Consider the following 22,499-nt stretch of genomic DNA (forward strand, 5'->3'; position numbering starts at 1 on the left):
GAGTCAACTTTCTAGAGTTCGGCTTGTTTCAATCGCGCCGGATCTGTCGTGAATGTGTCAAGTCTATCGGCCTTCGTCGACTCTTCTTTTTCTCCGACTTGTTTGGCATGTGTAAACCTTCTTGAACGTCTGGAATGTCGGGGCGTGGTTCGGAACCATCTGGGGCAAAAGATGAAGCGTAATTGGACTGGTCGAAAAAGTACTCGGCGACAAGGTGCGAACAATTCCGTGAGCCGGCATCGGAGGAGCACGAGAGGCAAACGGTCGATCCTTGCGGCGGTCATAGCAAGTCTCGCCTTACCGAACGCACTGCAGGCTCAGGCTCCGGTAGGCGGAAATATTGTTGCCGGTTCGGGAACGATTGACCAAAGCGCGGCGAACCTAACCCAGATCACAACATCGACCGATCGTGCCGTGATCAATTGGAATGACTTTTCCGTTGGGCAAGGTCATACCGTCAACTTCGACCAGCTTGCGGCGACGTCGGCGGTTCTCAATCGCGTCGTTGGCGCGGCCCCACCGTCGCTGATCAATGGGGCGATCACATCAAACGGGAATGTCTTTGTCTCCAATGCCAGTGGTGTGGTAATTGGCAGCACAGGAGTGATCAACACCAACGGTTTCACTGCGACGACACTTGACATTACGAACCAACGGTTCATGACAGGCGATTTGTCCTTCAGAGGCGATTCGCCGGCCTCTGTTGTAAACAACGGGACGATCACGACAGGTCAGGGCGGTGCACATTTCATCGCATCTCAAGTGATCAACAACGGAACCATTGCGTCGACCGGGAAGATCAACTTGGCAACCGGTGGCCGTCTCGATATAGGCAGTGGCGCCTACGTCCAAGCGGACTTGGAAACGATCGCCAATGGAATTTCGAACGGTTCCTCACTCATTCAAAATAGTGGCACCATTCGCGCGATCGGCGGACTGAATGTCGGTGGGGAAGTGTATCTCATCAATCCGAACGGGAAGATCCTACATGACGCAAAGATTGTCGCGGCACTCGCCACCCCAGACGGAAACCAATCCGGTGGACGCGTCGAAATGATCGCTTCGGGTGAGGCGAGAATTGATAGTGGATCGATCGAAGTCGACGGACACGTTGGTGGCAAGGCAGTTGTGACCGGCCAGTCGGTTGCAATTCAATCATCGACCATCGACGCATCTGGAGATCGAGCCGGTGGTGAAGTACGAATCGGTGGCGGATGGAAAGGGCAAGAAGCATCGATCAGCAATGCGAACATGACGCGGGTATCCGCCGATTCTGTGATTAGCGTGGATGCGATCGGCGCGGGTGATGCCGGTTCGGTAGTCATCTGGGCGGATCAGGTGACTGAGTTTGCCGGGCAAATCGTCGCGAGAGCCCTTGGTGTTGGTAACGGCGGACAAGCCGAAGTGTCAGGAAAAGACACCTTGGTGTTTACCGGTAACGTTGACCTGCGTGCAAGCCAGCCTGAAGGCCAACACGGAACGCTGTTGCTCGATCCAGCCACGTTCACTCTCGATGCAGCTAACGAAGACGCCATCCGTGCCCAATGGGGATCCGGGAACCTTATTATTGAAGCGGCAGACTCGATCGATATCACCGTCGACTTGTTCCCTACAGATTCCCCCGGTGGTGATGAAAAATTTTCCAGTGATGGTTCAAAGACTTCGCTGACGTTGCGCGAGCAAAGTGGTAGCGATGGGGCGGTCGATATCACGATTGCGGCCGAAATCCGCGACCATCGAACCGGGGGGGCCAACACGACCATCGATGCGGGAACGGGATCTGTCACCGTAACCGAAGACGGACTGATCGCCTGGAGTCTTGGCGGCACATCGTTTGACGTCGACGTGTCGGCAAACTCCATGACCGTTGCCGGTAGTGCCTTCATCGACACCCTAACCGCCACAGGAAATGAAACCATCGGCATTGGCGATCACGCTACCGGGACACTTCACCTAAGCGACGAAACGATCGGCAATCTAACCGTGAGCGAAATCTACGGCAGTGACTTCGACCTGGACATGGGCGAAAGCGGTCAGGCACGATCTTCACTCAAGTTGATCGGGGACTCCGTAAATATCGACCGCTTCGGCGGGTCCAGCTTAGACATCGAATCGGATGATTTGACGATCACGGGCCCGGTGGTAGGCAACGGGTCATTCCGGTTTCGCGGTCAAGCCAATCAAACGATCGGCCTGGGAAGCGGGAGTGGCGATCTACAGTTTTCGAAGTCGATCCTCGCTGGCATCACCGGTTTCTACAGTTTTGACATCGGGCATCAAACCGCTTCCGGGAGCGACATTTCGATCGTCGATGCTGGTTTGAATTTTAGTACGGTCACGCTTCGTGGATCATCTATCGACATCGATCAACTTTCGATCGGCACGTCGCTTAATTTGTTGACCGACAACCTGAATGTGCAAAATGCAATCACCAAAGGGGCCGACACGGGAACGCTGACCATCCAATCGATGTCCAGCAATCGCACCGTCGGGCTGGGAGACGGCACCGCCGGATTGCTGAACATAACCGCAAACGAATTCGCGTACCTCGGAAGCTACAATTTATTGAACGTGACCGTCGGAAGCGGAGTTGTAACGACTGCGATGGATTTCACCGGAAACTACCAATCGCAAATCGAGATCAACAATGCGGGTGGCTTGGTCCACTTGGATGGAGTCAGTGTCGACAGCAACCTATTTCGGTTGTTTAGCAATGACCTTCAGATTACCAACCCGGTCATGGGAGACATTGATCGCACGGCGTTGGATTTAAATGCTAGTGTGAGCCGGATGGCTGTTGGGTCTGCCGCCGCGGGAGATTGGACGATCGACAATACCGAATTTGGCTTGCTTAGCGGCTTCAACTCACTGACACTGCACAATACGCAGATCAACGGCACCCTGGACGTTCAAGGCGGTGGAGTCGGAAGCGAATTGGACTTTAGTTCAATCACATCGGGAACCGTTAATTTCCTCGCCGATGGGATGCGTCTCTCGGACGTTTCGGTACCGGAGAACCTGAATCTGTCCGTCTTTAGTGGGCTCGCTTTCGATAGCGGAGTCATCACGGATGACCCGACTGCTTCATTAAAGATCACGGCCGGTCGCGTTTCGGGGTCGACAAGTGGGTCTACAACGATTGGCATTGGCACCGGAACGACGGGAGCGGTTCAACTGGACGACGATGAACTGTTGCGGATCCAAAACTTTGAGACGCTCGCGGCCAATCACGTCTACTCATCGTCTCCCGGGTCCACCCATGTCGACGCGACACTCGATCGCAATCTGACCCTGGGAGGCGGGCAGCAAACAACGATCGATTCGTTGACGATGACCGGTGGAAGCGATCTGGATGTATCGACTCACTACAAGTCCGGGGGAAGCGGAAATCCGGGTGCGGATACGATTGACATCGGCGAGATTACATCCGATGGCGATATCAACCTTGACAGTAGCCGCGTCGAAGTTGACGGAGACGTCCATACCGTCAATGGTGATGTTTCGGTTGATGCGCAAATCACGACCATCGGCGACGGATCTCAGACCAGCCATGTCAGCATCGGTAGCGCCAATGGAACAACGACGATCGAGACGCAAGACTTACATGTCAATGCGAGTGCGAACGCTGGGGCACAAATAGGGTACGCGTTCTCTGGGACCGAAACGTCGACCGCCGCGGGCGACATCGTCATTGAAGCCAGTGGCGATGTGAACTTGACCGGCCAGGGAGCTCATTTTGCATCCATCGGGCACGGTGATGGCCTTGGCGGTGACGATACGGGCAAAACCGTTTCAGGAGATGTAACCGTCAGCGGAGGCAAGAACGTCACCGTCACCAAAGGGCACATCGGACACCTGATCGATCCGACAGGCAACTATGCTTCGGGCAACACACAGGTGTTTGCTGGGATGGCTGACTTTAACGAAGACAACGAAAACCGGGTCGGCGGAGACTACCATCAGCCCTACTCACTCACTCTCGATAGTCAGTCGGTCTTAAAGAGTGCTGCGTTTGGCGATGGCGGACAACTCAGTCTCTACGCCCCGGCTCTCTCATCCTATAACATCGATGCTTCCGCTTCACTGAATGGTGGCAACGCGACGGGAGATCCGCCGACGAAGTATGCAGGACCGAGTGATCCAGGAGATGATTTTTTGGGCGGGTATGCCGGCGACGCGGTCAATAACTGGTCAATTTTCACCGCCGCGATCGGATTGGACGTCCAGATCACCGATGCTACGACAGTCTACGGCCAATCGATTAGTTCGCCGGCGACTGTCGGTCTGCTCAGCGATCCCTCCGTATTGTTTGGGACAACCACGGTGGGTGATCTGGGAATGCAAGTGAATTACGATGGGATCGACGATCAAGCCGATGCCGGCATCTATGTCTTGCAAGTCGACAGCGATAATCTGTTGCAAGGGTATTACATTCGAAAGGTCTATCGGAACGGAGAAACCTACAACGCGACTCCTATCACTAACTTTGGTCGCCATACGATTTCCCCAGCGAATTTGACGATCGCCATCAATGATCAAACCAAAACATTCGGCGATCTGTTCGACTGGCAAGGAAATGAATTCATAGCCACCGGCTTGGTCAATGGCGATCTCATTGAAAACCTGATGCTTAGCTCAGGCGGGACTGCCAAAATTGCGTCTGTCCTTGGGGGCCCCTATGTGATCAACGGAAGCAATCCGACGGGAACCGCGTTCAATGCTGCGAACTACGATATCGTGATCACGCCAGGAACGATGACAATCAATCCCGCCCCGCTGGATGTCACGTTGTACTCGCGATCGAAACTGCTGGGACTGGAACTAGAATCCAAAACCACATTGTTTGATGTATCAGGATTAAAAAATTCGGATGCGATATTCCAAATCGTGACGTCAAGCGAAGGTCTTCCCGCAACGGCAGTCCCTGGGACGTACGCCTTGGTCGCTGACCAACTGATCGGAAACGGACTTGATCTATCCAATTATTCGCTCAACTTGGTGGACGCAGTGTTGACCGTGATGATTCCCAATGACGAGACGGTTCATGACGTCTGGTCGCGTCCGGTAAATATCGCAACGACGTTGCCTTTGATGTTTAGTCATGACGGTGGGGCCGTGCAATCCAATCAAGCGGGGCGTTCGAGTGTCGAAATCACCGTCCCACAGGGCGGCGGAACGGGATCGAATGACGCCGGACAATCGGCGTTGGACGAAGCGAGGCGGCGCCGAACCCAACAGACCGATGACCGGAATACAACGTCGAGCGTTTCAACGTTGTAGTCAGCGGCAATCGCATGAATCTGATTTGCCAGACGATGAAATGTTTAGGACACACCCTCATCGGCGGTAGCGATTGGTCATCCTTTTGCTTCTGTCCAAGCTGGACGACTCGCCAGACGGCACGTCATGTCCGACGCAATCGACGCCGAAGTTGCACGCTATAGCTTTGTCGAATCCGCCGCGTCCTAAGTCACTCTTCTGACTCGTTGGGCTCGCCAAAGCGATCGATCAACGAGGACGATCGAGCACCATTGATCTCGGAAGAGGCAAGTCAGGATGACTGCATGGTATTGGCACAGGATGGCGGTCTGCTGCTGCCTGATTAGTTTTCTGATCGGCGGCATCGCAACCGCCCAGAACTTCGAGCGTTACCGGCCGAAGGCGTTTCCGTCGACTCGAGCTGGCGAGTTCGACATCAACGTTCCCGAGCAGCAGGACGATGCCACTCAAAGTAGTGACGTTGTTTTGGTGGATCGGTTGGATGCGGTCATCTTGTTGGCTCACCGAGATGACCTTGATCCGCATCAAGCGTTCGAGGAACTAGAAGGCGTCCATTGCCAGATCGCTGACTCGCGATCATTGGCTCACTCCCCCCAGATTCAGAATGCGATAAGAAAGCATCTCGGTCGCCCGATCACGCTCCGTAATCTTAACCAGATGACACGCGACGTGATCGCGATCTACGAGCGATGTGGACAGCCGATCGTCGACGTTCAGATTCTCGAACAAAAGATCACCGGTGGTACCATTCAAATTGTCATCGTCGAATCGCGAATCGGTCGGATCAATGTGACGGGCGGGTGCTGGACCGACCGATGTTTGCTTCGCAACAACATCACGCGATCACGAATCGGTGGAAAGATCTTCGAATCGTGTGTCGCCGAAGATCTTTTCTGGCTCAATCGAAATCCCTTTCGCTCGGTGGCGTTGGATATCAGACCTGGGACGTCCGACGGAACGTCAGATTTGTTCTTCGAGGTGTGCGATGTATTGCCTGCCAGGGCGTACGCCGGCTACGAAGACACCGGTGTCGAAGCGTTGCGTCTTGAACGTCTCTATTCTGGGGTCATGCTGGGGAATCCATTTGGACACGACGGCTTACTCGGGTATCAGTACACCGCAGACGCTGAATTCAATCGACTGCATGCGCACGCACTAAGTTATGGCGTAGATCCCAATCGACACGAGGGATTTCAGGTATTCGGCAGTTGGGCGTCTGCCGAACCAGACTTGCCCGCACCGATGACACAAGACGGCGAAGCTTGGCAGGTCGGCTCACGTTGGTATCGCTACGGAACCCGGACGGCTTATCTCGAACGCGCGTGGTTCGCCGGCTACGATTTCAAATCGTCCAATACGTCAGTCGAGTTCGGGTCGATCAACACATCCGATACTGCCGCAGATCTACTGCAACTTTGCCTTGGTTATCACGCTTTGGCTCGAGAAGACAATGGCGACTATGCCAGACTTCATTCGATCGTCAACTACGGTCCTGACGGCGGGTTTACTTCTCGCCACAATGCAGAGGCTTTCAACAGCCTGAGAATGAACACGGCACCTGGATACGTTTACTGGCGTACCAATTTGGAAATGCGGCGTCAGGTCAGCTGCGACTACGAATGGACATTTCGTGGTGCCGGTCAAATCGCAAGTGATCGGTTGCTGTTTAGCGAAACACTTGGATTCGGCGGATACGATTCGATTCGCGGTTACGACCAACGCGTTGCCAGCGGCGACAACGGATGGATCACCAACTTAGAAGTCGGCCCCACGGCCTGGACCTTTGGTTGCGGTGACGATGAACGAATCATCAAGTGCTATGGGTTTGCCGATCTGGGCCAGGCTTTCATCTTGGACAGCGTTCCAGGAGAAGATAAAGAACAGTTCCTAGCAGGCATAGGGATCGGTTGCCGAATCTCGATCGGTCAACGCGTTTCAATGCGGTTCGACTACGGTCGTGGACTAAACGATGTCCAAGGCGCCGACGCGGGTGATCGAGTCCACATCGGCCTGGTTTCATTCTTCGGCCCGATGCCATAGCGACACTGATGATTCACTCGGGGATGGTCGCAAAATGAAGGGCGCTATCGAGTATGCGCGAAGGGTCTCCCAGGCCAAAGATTGTAGAAGGCAATTATTGCTCGCCCATCCGATTGATCTGTCATCTTTTGGGGAACGCCACTTGTTTCTGGAACGCCGCATAGAATAATTCAGCGTAATCCCTATGGTGTCCCAATGAATGCCCAGCAACGACCTAGCGATCCGCTTCCGATGAAGCGAGCCTACCTGGCGATTTTGCCAAGTTGCTGGAGTTTGCGCGGGGGACAATTTCTGAGCGTAGTGATTGCGTTGGTGGCCTTTGCCCAGGCAATACCAACGGTTGTTCTATCGGTCAGCTCGACACAGCAGATTCTCTCCGCCGCCAAGTCTGTTCCCGATCGCCAATGCGTCGACGTTAATCCACACGACGCGATCGACGTTGCGCGTCCGTCACAGGCGGGCCCTCAAGTCCAACAAGAAGGCGGCGAGACATCCAAAAATTCGGCGGTTCCGTTTTGGGGGATTGCCTCAAACCGAACACGACTATGTTTGCCGACCGCCGAATGTCGTAGCGGTTGCTGCGTTTCCGCAGATACGAATTCTCTGATTGCATTGCACGTCAGATTACAGATTTAGGCATCGCGCGATTCGATTCCGTCTGTACATCTTTTTTTGTAATCATCTATTTGAGAGTGATATCGATGTCTGCGCGCGCAGTGCCCCCCAATTCAAAATCAAAGTCTGCTTCCCAACCGCCTTCGAACGTCCAAGACAAACTGGCATTCCATCCCGCGGTCGTTCGCGTACTTCCATTGATTCGTAGACGTGACTACCACGCGGCGGCGAAGCAACTACGTTCCGCGGGAAGAGATCTGTCGATCCGAAACACACTTGGCGTTTGTTTATTGCGAATCGGGCTCGCCGACGAAGCGCTACAAGTCTTTCGCCAGTTCGTTTTAACGCCCGGCAATTTGGGCGAACGTGGTGATGTTAGCGATGCTCAAAAACGCAATTTTGCGACTGCCTTACTGCTGAGCGGTTCGCCAAGTGGAGCGATCGATGTCCTCCGGGAGATCAAGTCTGCTGACCAGCGGCAAGCAGACCAAATACGCCGATCGATTCGACAGTGGGAAAAATCACTCAGTTGGTTGCGTTGGATTGACTGGAAGCTCAATCGTATCGAACCACCGAACTGTCGAGTGCAAGTGGACTTCGTGCCTGGTGAGTTCGATACCGGTGTAGAGGGTGATGCGGCTGCTGAGCCCGAGGTTACTATCGAACAAGACATGGAGATGACAAGTCAGGCAGTTTCGGCTTGATCGCACGGCTCGATGACCAACAGCCTTTGCCTCGGTGGGTATCGGACGCCCACCGAGGGGATGGAATGGAGTAAGATAAAGCGATATCTGCTTCCCGTCTCAAGCCAAGGTTGTTCGATGCGAATCAGTCAAATGGTGGCAGCGATTTTGCTCGCTGGGTCGCTGCTGGACGTAGCTCCACTCCCGGCGCAAGAGGTTGACTGGCACCAACGCTTTGCCGAACAAGCTGCGAAGTACGAATTGAGCCATCGCGAAAGCGGGGCCACGTTCGAGATGCTTGAAAAGCCGATTCTGCACTACACCACCCCGACGCGCATGGGTGGAGACGGCTCAGTATTTCTTTGGACCGATCAGTCGGCACCCGTCGCAATCGGTACCTGTTTCACCTACGTCTATCAAGGTCGCACGAATCGAAAGAACGCATTCAACGTGTTGACGAACCAGCCGATCAAAGCGGTGTACGAAAAACAGACCGTGTGGATGCCCCCGGAAAACGCGATTGGTTTTAAAGCGATTCCAAACGCGCCTCCTCCGGCCGAAAATCCTCGATCTCGCGAAACTCAAATGCGAGGTCTGTCGCGCCAGTTTTCCTTGGAAGTCACGAATCGCGACGGCCGTGTCGAGCAATGCCGCCTGATGTCTAAACCACTTTACAGCTACGACACGGAAGATCGAACCGGAAGTCTGTTTTCGTTCGCCGTTGGCACGGATCCAGAAGCAGTTCTAATGATCGAGCAGTCGGCCGACAGCTCAGGAAAACCACAGTGGCACTACGCATGGGCGCGTTTCAGTTTTTACCCGCTGACCGCCAAACATCGCGGCATTGAAGTCTGGCGAAAAGAAGGATCCGAGAACCTGCGCGGCAGTTTGTTGCTGCGGACCGACTACCAGCAAGAGCGATACATCACGTTTCGCCCGGAATACATCGAAAACTAAATACATCGTATCGACCGATCACGAACCAGCGGCGACGAGCGGCTTCAGCTAAGCGGTTGCCCAAAACCACGACACGATTATGGGATCCAGACTTTTGTCTCTGCGTTGTCTTTCCGCCAGCTTCCCCACGTGGTTCGCTCGTAGGGGTAGTCGGCAAGTGGAAGGTTCTCACTTGACTGAGCGTACAGTTCGCCGTCGAGTTCAACGACCATTCGATTGAAGACATCCAATCCGCCCACATTCAGCGGAATTGAATCGGAGGGAACCGAATCGGAGCGGTTGTCCGTGACCACTCGAACACAGTTCGCCAGGTCACAGTAGGTCACCGTGACGGGTTTTCCGGCGAGGACCAGATTGACGATGTGATTCTTGGGGTCCACCATCGGGGCCATCACCACGGCGCACTGGACCCCATCCATTTCAACACCGATGACTTCAGCGGCATCGTCAAGCTGCACGTCAGACGAATCACGAAGGACAGGGTCACGATGCCCTTTAAACGAAGCCAGAGCACGCAACTTCGGATGATTTTCGTTGGCGTTCCACTTCTTATCAAGCTCTTCTTGCAATGCCCTCTCTTTCGCCAATTCTTCTGCCGTTGGCGGACGCAAAGACAATTGCCGATCTGGCTTGTACGTGTTGGCCTGGTACGCCAACCACGCAAGTGGTGCCGCCACCACAACGATACCAATCATGATCAAATGGCTGATCATCCCAGATCCGTTCACACTTGTTGATTGTTTCGCTGTAGTGGTCATTGATGCATCGCGGGACACTTGTTCGGTTCATGTAGCAACAAAGATGCATTCGCAGCACGCTCTTGTTGCTTGGTTTCACAATCGTGAATCTTTCACTGATTCCCATTGGCAATCCCTCCATTGGCCACCAATCTGGTGAACCGTCGTTTGCGACGATTGCTCAACCACCCGATACCAACCCATCAGCCGCCGCCCCCTACCGGTAATTCCAAAAACTAAAACTTTGATTTACCCGATCGTCTTACCGACTCAGACCGAAACGTCAGATCAGCCGTTACAGGCCCCTAATGGCCGCGCATCTTCCTTTTTGGGTATCGCATAGGATGGCGAGTGCTTCGCCTAGACCACATGTTCGGGTTCGGCTCATCAGCCGTCGTGCAACCGTCCCAGTTATTGCACCGAAACGGTGGCTAGCGTCATTCGGCTAATCCAAAAATCGAACAGGCGCGAATCACTGGACAGGCGTTCGTTTTTGCCCAATCGACGAAACACTTTCGAACGAGCCTGCTCGCTTTACTGGCGATTCGCCGGTGCGAAATCGCATTCGCACGTGAAATGTTCGTCGTACCCCGTTGCAGAAGTGGTACTGCGTTAAGAATGAAAGGGGGGTATGCCATAGTCGCAATCCGTGACGCGGAAAGGACTGACGTTGGATCAGCAAACTTCAGTCGCCGTGAACGTTCGGCAACGGAAATGTGAAACGACAACGCAAACGGGAAAAGAGACGAATGGTTTGCAAAATCTGCGAGCAAGGATCTTCGTCCAAGGGCACTGTTGAAAGATGCGATGGCTCGAACGTTACTTCTTACCGTTGACCGTTTTCACGCTGCTGACTGTGAGCGTAGTCGCCGGAGTATCGATGCCGGCGTTTTATGACTGGACGGGAGCGGACCAGAGCCGTCCCGCACCTGCAATCCCGCGCATTGGAATCGGATTGATTGGTGGTACCGCCTGCTTTGCACTGCTGCTCGCCTGGGTTCCGATCGAACAGCGGCGGAGATGGTCGCATTTTAGTGGGGGCCAAACTTCTCTTCGCTGGTTACTGGTTATGACCACGCTAATGGCCGTCGCCTGCATTCCGATCCCATCGCTTCAGTTCGTTTTCAGCTATTCCGTGCTAGCGTTTGCGATCGTTCGCACGGCCTATGTTGCGATCAAGCAACGGTACCTGGGTTGCCTCCTGCTGGCGATGGCCGCGTGTATTTGGGGTCCATTTCTTTGGGCATTTCCAGACGCGCAAATGCTGACTTTGTTTGCCGCCTGCCCCAGCCTGATGGAGTTGATGTGTGCGTCGGCCCTATCGGGACAACACAGCGATCATATCGCCTTTGTCGGTATCTACGTGACGTCGGCGAAACTTCTGTTTGGTACTTGGCTGATTCAGTGGGGGCCGCGGATCGGTCTGGTTTACTGCGTTGTTGTCCTAAACATATCGCTCGCCGGATCCTTTGTTTTGCACGCGTTGATGCGAATGTAGTTTTTTCATCATCGTGTCATTGCAGTCCGCTGGGTGGCCCCCTCACCCTTTGAGAACACGTAAAATCGGGGCACCCCGGTGATGTTGGACTCATGCGTTTTGATCCAAGTCAACTTGTCCCCGGGGCTGGCCACGGTTGTCGCGGCACAATCGAGGCGAAATTCCAACCGGCTCATCCCAGACGCTGTCATTGAGCGCGCGTAGGCTGTCCCGCCGACCGGTTCCCCGCCGGTCTTTCACACCCTCCTTTTATAAGTGATCAAGAGCATGAAACGTTTAACCTCGCAGAGTTCTATTACCAAACGAAATACTGCGCGAACCGGATCCGGCGACACAGCGTTAAACCGCCGTGCCATGATCGGGATGACCGCCGGTTCGATAGCGGCGGCTCGTTTGTCTTCGGCGGCAGAGCATCGCTTTGCGGTCGATGAAGTGAAAACCATTTCGACGCAGCCCGGTCTGTATTGTGGCTGGCCGACGTTGACCCGACGATCCGACGGACAATTGTTGGTTGTTTGGTCTGGGGGGCGAGACAGTCATGTGTGCCCTTTCGGCCGAGTCGACATGATGCGTTCCGATGATGGAGGCGAGTCATGGACATGGCCACGAACCGTCTTTGATAGTGCGACAGACGATCGTGATGCGGGTGTATTGGAAACGACGAAGGGGACGTTGATCGTGACCACGTTCACATCGTTGGCGTATCAACCAAATTACGAGCAGCAAGTCGCCGCCCGACAAACCGGTGAAGGAAGTCGCTGGCCGGACGAACGCTTCGATCGGTGGACCAGAATTCATCGGCGATTGGATGACCGCGAACGCGAGTCAGAACTAGGCCAATGGGCGATTCGATCGACCGACGGAGGACTCACTTGGAGCCCACGATTGCCGACGGTTGTCAACAGCCCCCATGGTCCGATTCAATTGAGCGACGGGCGATTGATATACGCCGGCAAAGAACTCTGGACAGATCAGAAGCGGGTCGGAGTCGCCCAGTCACTTGACGATGGTCAATCGTGGCAGTGGCTAGCGGAAATTCCAACCCGTCCCGATGATCAAGCCAAAGATTACCACGAGCTACATGCCGTTGAATGCGAAAGCGGAAAACTGATCGCGCAGATTCGCAATCACAATCCGATGAACCATCGTGAGACGTTGCAATCGGAATCTACCGACGGCGGCAAGACTTGGACGGCTCCTCGTTCGATCGGCGTTTGGGGGCTGCCGTCGCACTTGCTGCGGTTGCGGGACGGACGCCTGGTGATGAGCTACGGGCATCGTCGCAAACCGCTTGGCGTTCAAGCGCGAGTCAGCGAAGACGAAGGAGAAACTTGGTCGGATGCGATGCCATTATGGGATCAAGCGACCAGCGGTGACCTTGGCTACCCCAGTACCGCACAACTGGACGACGGAACGCTGGTCACCGTCTGGTATGAAAAAATGAAAGATTCTTCGTTGGCTGTTCTACGGCAAGCCAAGTGGACGCTCTAATTCAATCCGCTTCCAACCCCAACCGCGAACGAGCTTCATCCGCCCAGGGTCCATCAGGTGCGAGCTCGATCAATCGCTGCCAGTGCACCAACGCCTCAACGTCGTGCTCGATTCGATCGAGTGTCTTTGCAAGTGTGTAATGAACATCGGCGTAGTCGTCATAAAACGTCAACGCACCACGCAAGGCCGCGACCGCAAGATCGAATTGCCCCAGTTCTGCGAGCACGGCGCCAAGGCTGGCGCGGGCTTCGACAAAATCAGGTTCCAACTCGATCGCCATGTAGTAACGTTCGCGGGCCGCGACAAGATAATTCATCCGGTAGAGCAGTTCGCCGATTTGAAAACAGATGTCCGAGCGAACGCCATCACGAGCCATGATGGCATGATAAATGTCGACGGCCGTTTCAAGGTCGTCTTCGTCCTCGGCGGTGTACGCGTCGATCAGCAACGGATCCGAAACGCTCTCGGACGTTTCCCGTAACATGGGAGGACGATCCGCATCGGCGAATGCCAGCAGGAGCGGTGAATCATCCGCTTCGTCGTGTTGACGGTCTTGATCGATAGGGTTGGCAGCCAATTCGTCTTCACGTTCGAAATCGAAACGCATTTGCCCGCCAGGTTCGATTAAGCCGTCGCCTTGACGCAACAGCACGTCTTTCCCTTGAACCAAGACGCCGAGTTGATCGAGTGGCCGAGTTGAATGCGGAAAGATGCGCACCAGTTCCGCCAATCGTTTTTCGATCGCTTTCCAATCGGCCCCCGAGGCGACCCAACCGGCCAGCCGCTTCGCGGTCGCGACTTCGGCAAAGTCGAAGTAAGGCAGTTTGTGCAGTGTCACGATCGGTCGGATTAATCCACGACGGTGCCAGCGGCGAATCACTCGAACGGATACGCCCAACAAATCGGCAAGCATCGCCGGTGTCCAATAGCGGCGCACCGGCTGTTCCAGCTCGACAAGCCCTAGCCGCTCCCAGAGGTCGGTTTCGTGGATCACCTCGACTTCGCCGCGTCCTGCTGCTTCGATCAAAGCCGGTGGCAATAGATCGGATTCGCTCAGCGGCGGCTGGTCGGCGCCGATCACGATCCAATCGACCAAGTCACCGTAGACTGGCGATTTGCCGCGTGGGAGTTCGACAACTTTGTGTCCGAACGATTCGATAACGTTCGACGCTTGGCGATGATTCATGCTGCCAAACCGACCCACCAATGACATCCGCTTACCTGACAGCGAATCGAAGTCGTCCGGCGGTAGTTCGTCGGTATCTTGAGTGTCGGAAAGATCGTTCGAATGATTCAACGGCGAGAATCGCTGGACGGCGGGGTGACGTTGGCGAGAAAAAAACGCGAGGCTCCGGCGACATCGTTGGAGTCGACGAGTGAGGCGAAAACGGAGTAACGGCGACCGGTCGGCGACCATCGCCAAAGTGGCCAATTATCCAGGTTTTGGTCTAGCTGAGTAGGCTGCCGACGCCAGATCCGGGCGTTGGATCTTCCAAAGGGTGTGAAAGTCCCCCCGGAAGTAAAAAAAAGAGACCGTCCGGAACTATTGCCGGCATTGTCACGTATCATGCCCAGCGCGTTCGGCACCGATCCGTCTGGGGGGATCTACGAGGTCCCCCCGGGATGCGCCGTGTTGACGAATGCTCTACAATACCGGCCCGAATCGTAACGGCGACTTCGACCGAATTTCATCGCACCAAGGCTCTCGGCGTGGCGCATTTCCTGCGGTGCCATACGTCGTCGCGGCGTTCACGTTCATCTTATCGAATCAGTATGCTGCACATCGAGTCACTCACCAAACGGTTCGACCTCGGCGATGAGACGCTGACCGCCGTCGACAACGTTTCTTTCACCATCCACCCTGGAGAAGTGTTCGGGTTGCTTGGTCCCAACGGTGCGGGAAAAACAACCACGATGCGAATGGTGTTGGGTTTACTGGCTCCCGACGGGGGCTGGGCAGAAGTCGACGGTTTGCGAACCTCCGAAGACCCGATGGGTGTGAAGAGTCGACTTGGATTTGTCGCGGCCAGTGATGGCGTGTATCCATGGCTGACCGTTCGTGAGATGCTGTATTATTTCGCCGACTTGTATGCGGTTCCGGCAGACCTTGCCGAAAGCCGAACGGTCGAGTTGGCACGGCTACTGGACGTGGAACGTTTGCTCGATCGTCGTGCCGGAGAGCTCAGCACGGGACAACGGCAGCGTGTGACGTTAGTCCGCGGTTTGATCCACGACCCACCGGTCATGCTGCTCGACGAACCCACCCGCGGGCTGGACGTGGTCGGGGTACAAACCATCTTCGATTACATTGAAATTCTTCGTGACCGCGGTAAGGCGGTTGCTGTTTGTACGCATCGCCTGGACGAAGCCGAGCGTTTATGTGATCGCTTCGGTTTGTTACATGCCGGGCGACTGAAGTACTGCGGGACCCTCGAGGAACTCAAGCAGCAAACCGGGCACGAATCACTTGTCAACATCTTTGTCGATCTGATCAGGAACTGAACCGCACGTGGCTTTGGATTCATCAAAATTGCCGCCGGAACGATCGGCGGCCCGGCCGCGGTCTCTCGGTACCGGCCGACGTTTGTTGCGTTTGTGCCAGAAGGAGCTTCGCGAAACACTACGGGATCGGCGCACGATCATCACGTTGTTGATGATGCCGCTGTTGGTCTATCCGTTGCTGAGTATGGCCCTCAACCGCTTCTTGCTTTCGGCGGCGCGTGAGGCAGATCAAATCCCGTATGCGATCGGTGTGGCGACCGACGAGGAAGGCACCGCATTGTTGACTTGGCTGGAAAGCCCGCTCAGTCAACCGCCCCAGGCAATCGTCGACTCGAGCAACGGGCGCGTGGCGAAGTTCGATGTCATCAATACCTCCGGTGACTCTCCACCCGAAGACGCTCTCAAGGCCGGGATGGTCGACTTGGCGGCCTTCATCGACGATGGGGCACCGCCGACAATCCGCTTACGAAGTTTGAAAGGAAACAACGTCAGCGAAGCTGCCGCGAGGATTGTGACCGAGAGATTGCATTGGCTGCGTTTGTCGTACGCCGAGGCGGCCGCGAGTAAACAACAAAACTACCTACCACCGCCAAGGATAGACCTTGGCAATGTCGGTGACGCCGAAGCCCCATCGATGTTAGGTACGATCGTTCCGTTAGTCTTGGTCTTGATGACGATCACCGGTGCGGTCTATCCGGCGATCGATTTAACCGCCGGGGAACGAGAACGTGGGACGATGGAGTCGTTAATGGCGTCGCCGGTGCCGCGGACGTTTATTCTGTTCTCCAAGTACGTCGCCGTGGTTACGGTCGCCTTGTTAACCGCGATCGCAAACATGCTAGCGATGTTCACCACACTATGGATCGGTGGCTTGTTGCCATTGATTACGGGGGGCGAACAAGGGTTTCCATGGCTGGAAATCGTGCAAATCTTGCTGCTCCTCGTGCTCTTTAGTGCGTTCTTTTCCGCCGTGCTATTGTCGCTGACCAGCTTCGCACGTTCGTTTAAGGAAGCTCAGGCGTACCTCATTCCAATCATGTTGCTCTCGCTTACACCGGGAATGCTGTCGTTGCTCCCAGGGGTGACATTATCTGGACCGCTCGCAATCGCGCCGCTGATCAATATCGTTTTACTGGCCCGCGAAGTTTTGCAGGGCACCGCGTCGGCATTACCCGCGGTTGTCACCATCTTTAGTACCATCGGTTACGCGGGAGCCGCCGTCGCCGTTGCTTCGATGTGTTTTGGCGTCGATGCGGTCAGTCGGACCAGCGGTCAAACATTCGCGTCGATGCTGCATCGGCCCAAAAAGCACTCGCCTAGTCCTTCGCCTCAAACCGCGGCGATGACGTTGGCGTTGTTGGTGCCTGCCTATTACATCATCAGCAATTCATTGATGCGGATCGTCCCCGGTTTGGACATCGGTATTGTGCTGGTGCTCAGTGCGGTGACGTTGATCCTGGTGTTCGGGCTGATCCCGTTGCTCGCGGCGAAGTTCACAAAATCGGCGTTGTCCACGACATACCAATTGACGATGCCAAACTGGATTAGCTTCGTCGGTGCGCTGCTAATCGGGATGGGAGCTTGGGTGTTTGCACATGAGTTGTTCGTACTAGCTCAGCAGCTTGGTATCGGAATTTTGGATGAAGAGAAAATTGCGAAGACTCAAAAAACGGTCGAGAATTTCAAGCTCGCACCGGCTTGGTTGTTGATCGCATGCCTAGCGCTCACTCCTGCGGTGATCGAGGAATTCTGCTTCCGTGGGTTTCTGTTTACATCGCTACGCAACATTCTTTCACCTTGGAGAACGATTTTTGCAACGGCGGTGCTGTTTGGATTGTTCCATGTGATCACCGGAAACACGCTCCTGGTTGAACGTTTTCTTCCCACAACCCTGTTGGGAATTATCCTCGGTTGGCTTGCCTTCCGGACCGGCAGTGTCTGGCCCGGTGTCCTGATGCACTTTACCCACAATGCGCTGCTGGAATTGGTTGCCAAATACCAGGACCAGTTGACGTTCCTTGGCGATGGATCTGCCGATCAATGGCATCTGCCGATGACGTGGTTGGCAAGCCTATCGCTTGTCACCCTTGCCGGCCTAGCGACGGTCTGGTTTGGATCTCGAAGCGTGACCATCGATCCATCCCAGACGCCGAAACCTGTCGGACAAGCTGCCGCTTAGTGCCGCGTCTAAATTCAATCCTATGGTGATTGCTCAGGATCCGAGGCTGTCTCATATCGGCGATTGAATCGGAACGAAACGTCCGGTTCGGGCAATGAACCGGTTTATTAATGCCGGCCCCACGAAGCGCCCCGTGAGACGCTAGGGAATGGATGCAGGCCGCCAGTATTACGCTTATACTGTCGCCATGCGCCCTCCCACCTTGCTGACCATCGCATGCCTCCTGGCGTGCGGTCCCGCCTTTGCCAGTCCCCAGGAATCGCAGCGAGAAGCTGAATTCTTGAATCAATACTGCGCCGATTGCCACAGTGGCGACGGGGCCGAAGCCGATTTTCGTGTTGACGACCTCGTTGAAGACCCGGAGTCTCATTCCAAGTTGACTTGGATGACCGTTTGGCGAATCGTCGAAGAGAAGACGATGCCGCCGGAAGACGCCGAACAGCCCGATGATGAAGCGCGGCAGCGATTTCTTGGTGACTTGGTTCATTCACACCAATTAGAGATCCATGCGGACTCGACAGACCACTGGTCATTTCACCCGATCACGGTCAAGCCAGCGTCATCAGAACAAGGCATCGACTTGACAACCGCCATTGACCAGGCGATTGAAGTCAAATTGAACGAAAATGGTTTATCGCGTTCACCGGTCGCCGACCGGCGAACGCTGATTCGAAGGGCTACGTTGGACTTGACTGGTTTGCCGCCGACGATCGAATCGGTGAATACATTCGTCAGCGACCGCCGACCAGACGACGAAGCCTTCGGCACGGTCATCGAACGTCTGCTCGCATCCGATGCGTACGGCGAACGTTGGGCACAGCATTGGCTGGATGTCATACGCTGGGCCGAAACCGTCGGATTTGAGACCAATGCCGAACGCCGCAACGCGTATCACTATCGCGATTGGGTCATCCAGGCTTTCAACGACGACATGCCTTACGACGAATTCATTCGTCATCAAATTGTCGGAGACGTCACCGGGCAGGATGCGGCACTTGGTTTTTTGGTTGCCGGACCGGCGAACTTGCCAGGCCAAGTCGGTCGCGATATCGAAGCGATGCGGCAAGCGCGACAGGATGAACTTGACGAAGTCATTCGAACGGTCAGCCAGAGTTTCTTCGGTTTAACGATTGGTTGTGCTCGCTGCCATGATCACAAGTTTGATCCGATCAGCCAGCGTGATTACTACTCGATGCAAGCCATCTTCGCAGGACTCTCGTACGGAGATCGTAGACTACGCGGAGCATTGAACGACGATTGGGCCACGCGAGTTCCGGCGATCGATCGGGAACTCGCATTGCTTACCGACGAGCTTGAAGCCTTCCGAGTCGATCATCAACTGCGACACCCCGTTACCGGAGTCACGACAGAGGCGTTCGCCCCAATCGATGCCGCTGCGATGCGTATGACGATAACGCAAACGACCAACGGGACTGCGTCGCTATACGAATTGGAAGCTTTCACCGTGCGAAGCGGAACTGAAGACGCGACCAACGTTGCGCTCGCAAAATCCGGTGCCCAGTCATCGGCGTCAAGTTATGCGCTCGCCAACCAGACACGACACCACGAGAATGCAATCGACGGTTCAATCGATAAACGCCAAGCGTTTCCCTGGGTCGCCGCCAAATCCGGTGAGGCATGGATTCAGGTCGACTTCGCACGGCCCACGAAAATTGATCGTGTCGTCTGGCATGCCGGTCAATCAACTCCGGTCGAATACACGATCGAGATCCTCCGCCCGAGCGATCAAGAATGGGTGACCGTTGCCGACTCTCGTGATCGCCTTCCGATCATAGCCGACCGGCGGCAACCCGATCGAATTTCCCTTGCCGGCGTCCCCACTGATCAAGTTCAAACGCTTGTCGATCTACTAAGCAAAATACGATCGCTTCAAAGTCAGCGGTCACGTTTTGCAAATGGGCCGCAGACATACGCTGCGAGATTTGATGACTCCCCCGAACCTACTTTTTTATTGTTACGTGGTGATCCGATGCGGCGAGCCGATCAGGTATCACCGTTGCCGCCGAAAGCCTTGCTGACAGAGATCCCCAAAGGCGACGCGGGTCTGCCTAACGACGACGCCGAGGTGACGGCCGAAGTGGGGCGACGCTTGACCTTAGTCAATCACCTGACAGACCCCGAGCATCCGCTGACGGCACGCGTCATTGTGAACCGCGTTTGGCAACATCATTTCGGCGTCGGATTGGTGCAGACGGCATCGGATCTTGGAAAGATGGGCGCCGAACCCTCACACCCAGTCCTGCTGGATCGATTGGCGGCGGAGTTGATTGATCATCAGTGGTCCCTAAAGTGGCTGCATCGACAGATCATGATGTCGAAAACATATCGCCAAGACAGCTTACCACGCGACGACGCAATCGCGATCGATGCCGAATCACGCCTGCTTTGGCGCTTCCCGCCTCGCCGAATCGACGCAGAAACGATTCGCGATTCGATGTTGATGATCAGTGGAAAACTGAACCGAACGAAAGGCGGTAAAGGATTTGATTTCTTCAACCGTCGCGGCGGACTTTCAGATTATCACCCCAAGGAAACGTTTGACGAAAGCGGTTGGCGAAGGATGATCTATGCGCACAAAATTCGAATGCAGTCGATCGACATTTTCGGGTCGTTCGATTGCCCCGATGCCGGACAAATGACGCCACGTCGAAACGAGTCGGTAACACCATTGCAAGCGTTGGGGCTGTTCAACAGCAAGTTTGTGATGCGTCAAGCGGCCTACTTCGCAAGCCGACTACAACCCGATGATGTATCCGCTGAACGGTCGCTTGCCGAGGTTGTCGACGAAGCCTGGCAAATCGTTTTCAGTCGGCATCCGCAACCGGAAGAGCTTGAATTGATGGTTAAACTTGCCGATCAGCATGGAATCGAACAGGTCTGCCGGGTGCTGTTCAATTCAAGTGAGTTCTTGTACTTAAAGTAAGAGCCTATTCCAAATCGTTTTTCTCGTACGCGCTCTCAGACACATTGCATCAACAATGCCTGCGAGAGTGCAATGACGCTTGGAATGTGATCTTAATCCAGATTGTTGTTGCGATTGAAATCCCATGCATATGCAAAGTTCCCGCCGACGTTTTCTCGGTCAATCTGCCGGAGCGTTATCATCGATCGCAATGACGTCGCTTGCGGACGCAAACGGTGGATCGCCTTCGCTTGCCGCAACTCATTTTGCGCCAAAAGCCAAGCAAGTGATCGAGATCTTTTGCTCCGGTGCGATCTCGCATGTCGACACGTTCGACTACAAGCCGGAGTTGATTCGCTTGGAGGGTAAACCGATGCCCGGCCAGGAAAACTTGGTTTCGTTCCAAGGTCCCAACGGAAACCTGACCGCGCCGCTTTGGAAGTTCCGCCCTCGAGGGCAGACCGGGAAAATGATTTCGGATTTGGTTCCTCAAATCGGATCGATCGCCGATGAACTATGCTTCATTCACTCATTGACCAACAAGTCAAACACACATGGCCCGGCAGAAAACGTGATGAACACCGGGTTCACGTTTGATGGTTTCCCTAGCATGGGAGCTTGGGTTAACTTCGCATTGGGTAGTGAAAACGAGAATCTACCCGCGTTCGTTGCGATCGAAGATCCTCGTGGGATGCCGCAGTCAGGGCCAAACAACTGGGCCAGCGGTTTTCTACCCGCCGCGGTCCAGGGCACGCCGTTCAGTACAACGAAACCGATTCGGCACTTGCAGCGGCCCGATTCGGTTTCTCCTCATGCCGATCGTTCCGCACGACAAACACTGCTTCGGCTTGAGCGGGAGATGCGCCGCAAGTTCTCCGGTGATCAAACGATTGCGGCGCGGGCGGCAAGCTATGAACTGGCAGCTCGAATGCAATTGTCCGTTCCCGATGTTGTTTCACTGGATGAGGAATCGGGGCATACACGGCGGCTTTATGGGGCCGATAGCAAGAATGAAACGAAAGCTGCGTTTGCTCGAAACTGCATCCTAGCTCGTCGTCTAATCGAACGCGGAGTTCGCTTCGTCCAACTTTTTAACGGCGCTTACGCTTCGGGGGGACGAATCAACTGGGACGGACACAGTCGACTAAAGGAGCAATACGACGTCCACGGTGAAATCTTGGACCAACCCGTCGCGGGCCTCCTGAAGGACCTTAAGCAGCGGGGGATGTTGGAATCCACACTTGTGATCTTCGCGACAGAATTTGGCAGAATGCCGATGTTCCAGGCGGGAACGTTTGGCCGCGATCACAATCCAAACGGATTCACTTGCTGGCTAGCAGGAGCGGGCGTCAAACGAGGATTTAGTTACGGTGCTACCGACGATTTCGGATTCGCGGCGACCGAAGGCAAAGCGACGGTGCACGATTTTCACGCGACGATCCTGCATCTTCTCGGGCTCGACCACAAGAAGTTAACGTTTTACCACAACGGGATCCATCGCCGACTCACCGACGTCCACGGGCATGTGATTAAAGACGTCCTAGCGTAGCGTATTAGCCGTAAAACAGCCTGATCTCGGGTTGCGAACGGCTCT

13 protein-coding genes are annotated in these 22,499 nt (G+C 54.9%); 11 read left to right on the plus strand and 2 right to left on the minus strand.

Going from position 1 to position 22,499, the window contains the following annotated elements:
- The first annotated feature begins 228 nt into the window (after positions 1-228).
- The 5 genes from FYC48_RS12305 to FYC48_RS12325 all read left to right on the plus strand — a co-directional run bounded on the left by FYC48_RS12305 (position 229) and on the right by FYC48_RS12325 (position 9,575).
- Complete coding sequence (locus FYC48_RS12305) at positions 229-5,280, plus strand: beta strand repeat-containing protein (protein ID WP_160149482.1); 5,052 nt, start codon at positions 229-231, stop codon at positions 5,278-5,280.
- 276 nt (positions 5,281-5,556) lie between these two features.
- The gene (locus FYC48_RS12310) at positions 5,557-7,320 is read left to right on the plus strand and encodes a ShlB/FhaC/HecB family hemolysin secretion/activation protein (RefSeq protein WP_149497011.1); all 1,764 of its coding nucleotides are present in this window, start codon (positions 5,557-5,559) and stop codon (positions 7,318-7,320) included.
- 195 nt (positions 7,321-7,515) lie between these two features.
- Positions 7,516-7,956, plus strand: coding sequence for a hypothetical protein (locus FYC48_RS12315; RefSeq protein ID WP_149497012.1), 441 nt, complete (start codon positions 7,516-7,518; stop codon positions 7,954-7,956).
- Positions 7,957-8,021: 65 nt separating this feature from the next.
- Positions 8,022-8,639, plus strand: coding sequence for a tetratricopeptide repeat protein (locus tag FYC48_RS12320; RefSeq protein WP_149497013.1), 618 nt, complete (start codon positions 8,022-8,024; stop codon positions 8,637-8,639).
- A 12-nt stretch (positions 8,640-8,651) separates the two neighbouring features.
- The gene (locus FYC48_RS12325) at positions 8,652-9,575 is read left to right on the plus strand and encodes a hypothetical protein (RefSeq protein ID WP_149497014.1); all 924 of its coding nucleotides are present in this window, start codon (positions 8,652-8,654) and stop codon (positions 9,573-9,575) included.
- 77 nt (positions 9,576-9,652) lie between these two features.
- Here FYC48_RS12325 and FYC48_RS12330 read toward each other — a convergent pair whose 3' ends face one another.
- Positions 9,653-10,288 (minus strand): DUF3179 domain-containing (seleno)protein, encoded by a 636-nt coding sequence (locus FYC48_RS12330; RefSeq protein ID WP_160149483.1) that lies wholly within the window; start codon positions 10,286-10,288, stop codon positions 9,653-9,655.
- Positions 10,289-11,114: 826 nt separating this feature from the next.
- Here FYC48_RS12330 and FYC48_RS12335 point away from each other — a divergent pair.
- Together FYC48_RS12335 and FYC48_RS12340 are read left to right on the plus strand one after the other, a co-directional pair.
- Entirely contained in the window at positions 11,115-11,810 is a 696-nt protein-coding gene (locus FYC48_RS12335; protein ID WP_149497016.1) for a hypothetical protein, read from the plus strand.
- 267 nt (positions 11,811-12,077) lie between these two features.
- Positions 12,078-13,301: a sialidase family protein gene (locus FYC48_RS12340; RefSeq protein WP_235034217.1), complete on the plus strand. Its 1,224-nt coding sequence runs from the start codon at positions 12,078-12,080 to the stop codon at positions 13,299-13,301.
- Position 13,302: 1 nt separating this feature from the next.
- Here the strand turns inward: FYC48_RS12340 and FYC48_RS12345 are convergent, their stop codons facing one another.
- Complete coding sequence (locus FYC48_RS12345) at positions 13,303-14,598, minus strand: MerR family DNA-binding transcriptional regulator (protein ID WP_160149484.1); 1,296 nt, start codon at positions 14,596-14,598, stop codon at positions 13,303-13,305.
- Between the two features lie 476 nt (positions 14,599-15,074).
- Between FYC48_RS12345 and FYC48_RS12350 the strand changes: the two genes are divergently transcribed.
- The 4 genes from FYC48_RS12350 to FYC48_RS12365 all read left to right on the plus strand — a co-directional run bounded on the left by FYC48_RS12350 (position 15,075) and on the right by FYC48_RS12365 (position 22,454).
- Positions 15,075-15,803, plus strand: coding sequence for an ATP-binding cassette domain-containing protein (locus FYC48_RS12350; RefSeq protein WP_149497018.1), 729 nt, complete (start codon positions 15,075-15,077; stop codon positions 15,801-15,803).
- A 7-nt stretch (positions 15,804-15,810) separates the two neighbouring features.
- Positions 15,811-17,982 carry an ABC transporter permease subunit/CPBP intramembrane protease gene (locus FYC48_RS12355; protein WP_235034218.1) on the plus strand — a complete coding sequence of 724 codons (2,172 nt, stop codon included), beginning with the start codon at positions 15,811-15,813 and terminating at the stop codon, positions 17,980-17,982.
- 187 nt (positions 17,983-18,169) lie between these two features.
- Entirely contained in the window at positions 18,170-20,926 is a 2,757-nt protein-coding gene (locus FYC48_RS12360) for a DUF1553 domain-containing protein (RefSeq protein WP_160149485.1), read from the plus strand.
- 124 nt (positions 20,927-21,050) lie between these two features.
- Positions 21,051-22,454, plus strand: a complete 1,404-nt coding sequence (locus tag FYC48_RS12365) for a DUF1501 domain-containing protein (RefSeq protein WP_149497020.1) — start codon at positions 21,051-21,053, stop codon at positions 22,452-22,454.
- Positions 22,455-22,499: the final 45 nt, after the last annotated feature.

It is taken from the genome of Roseiconus lacunae (assembly GCF_008312935.1).
In the GTDB taxonomy this organism is placed as follows: domain Bacteria; phylum Planctomycetota; class Planctomycetia; order Pirellulales; family Pirellulaceae; genus Stieleria; species Stieleria lacunae.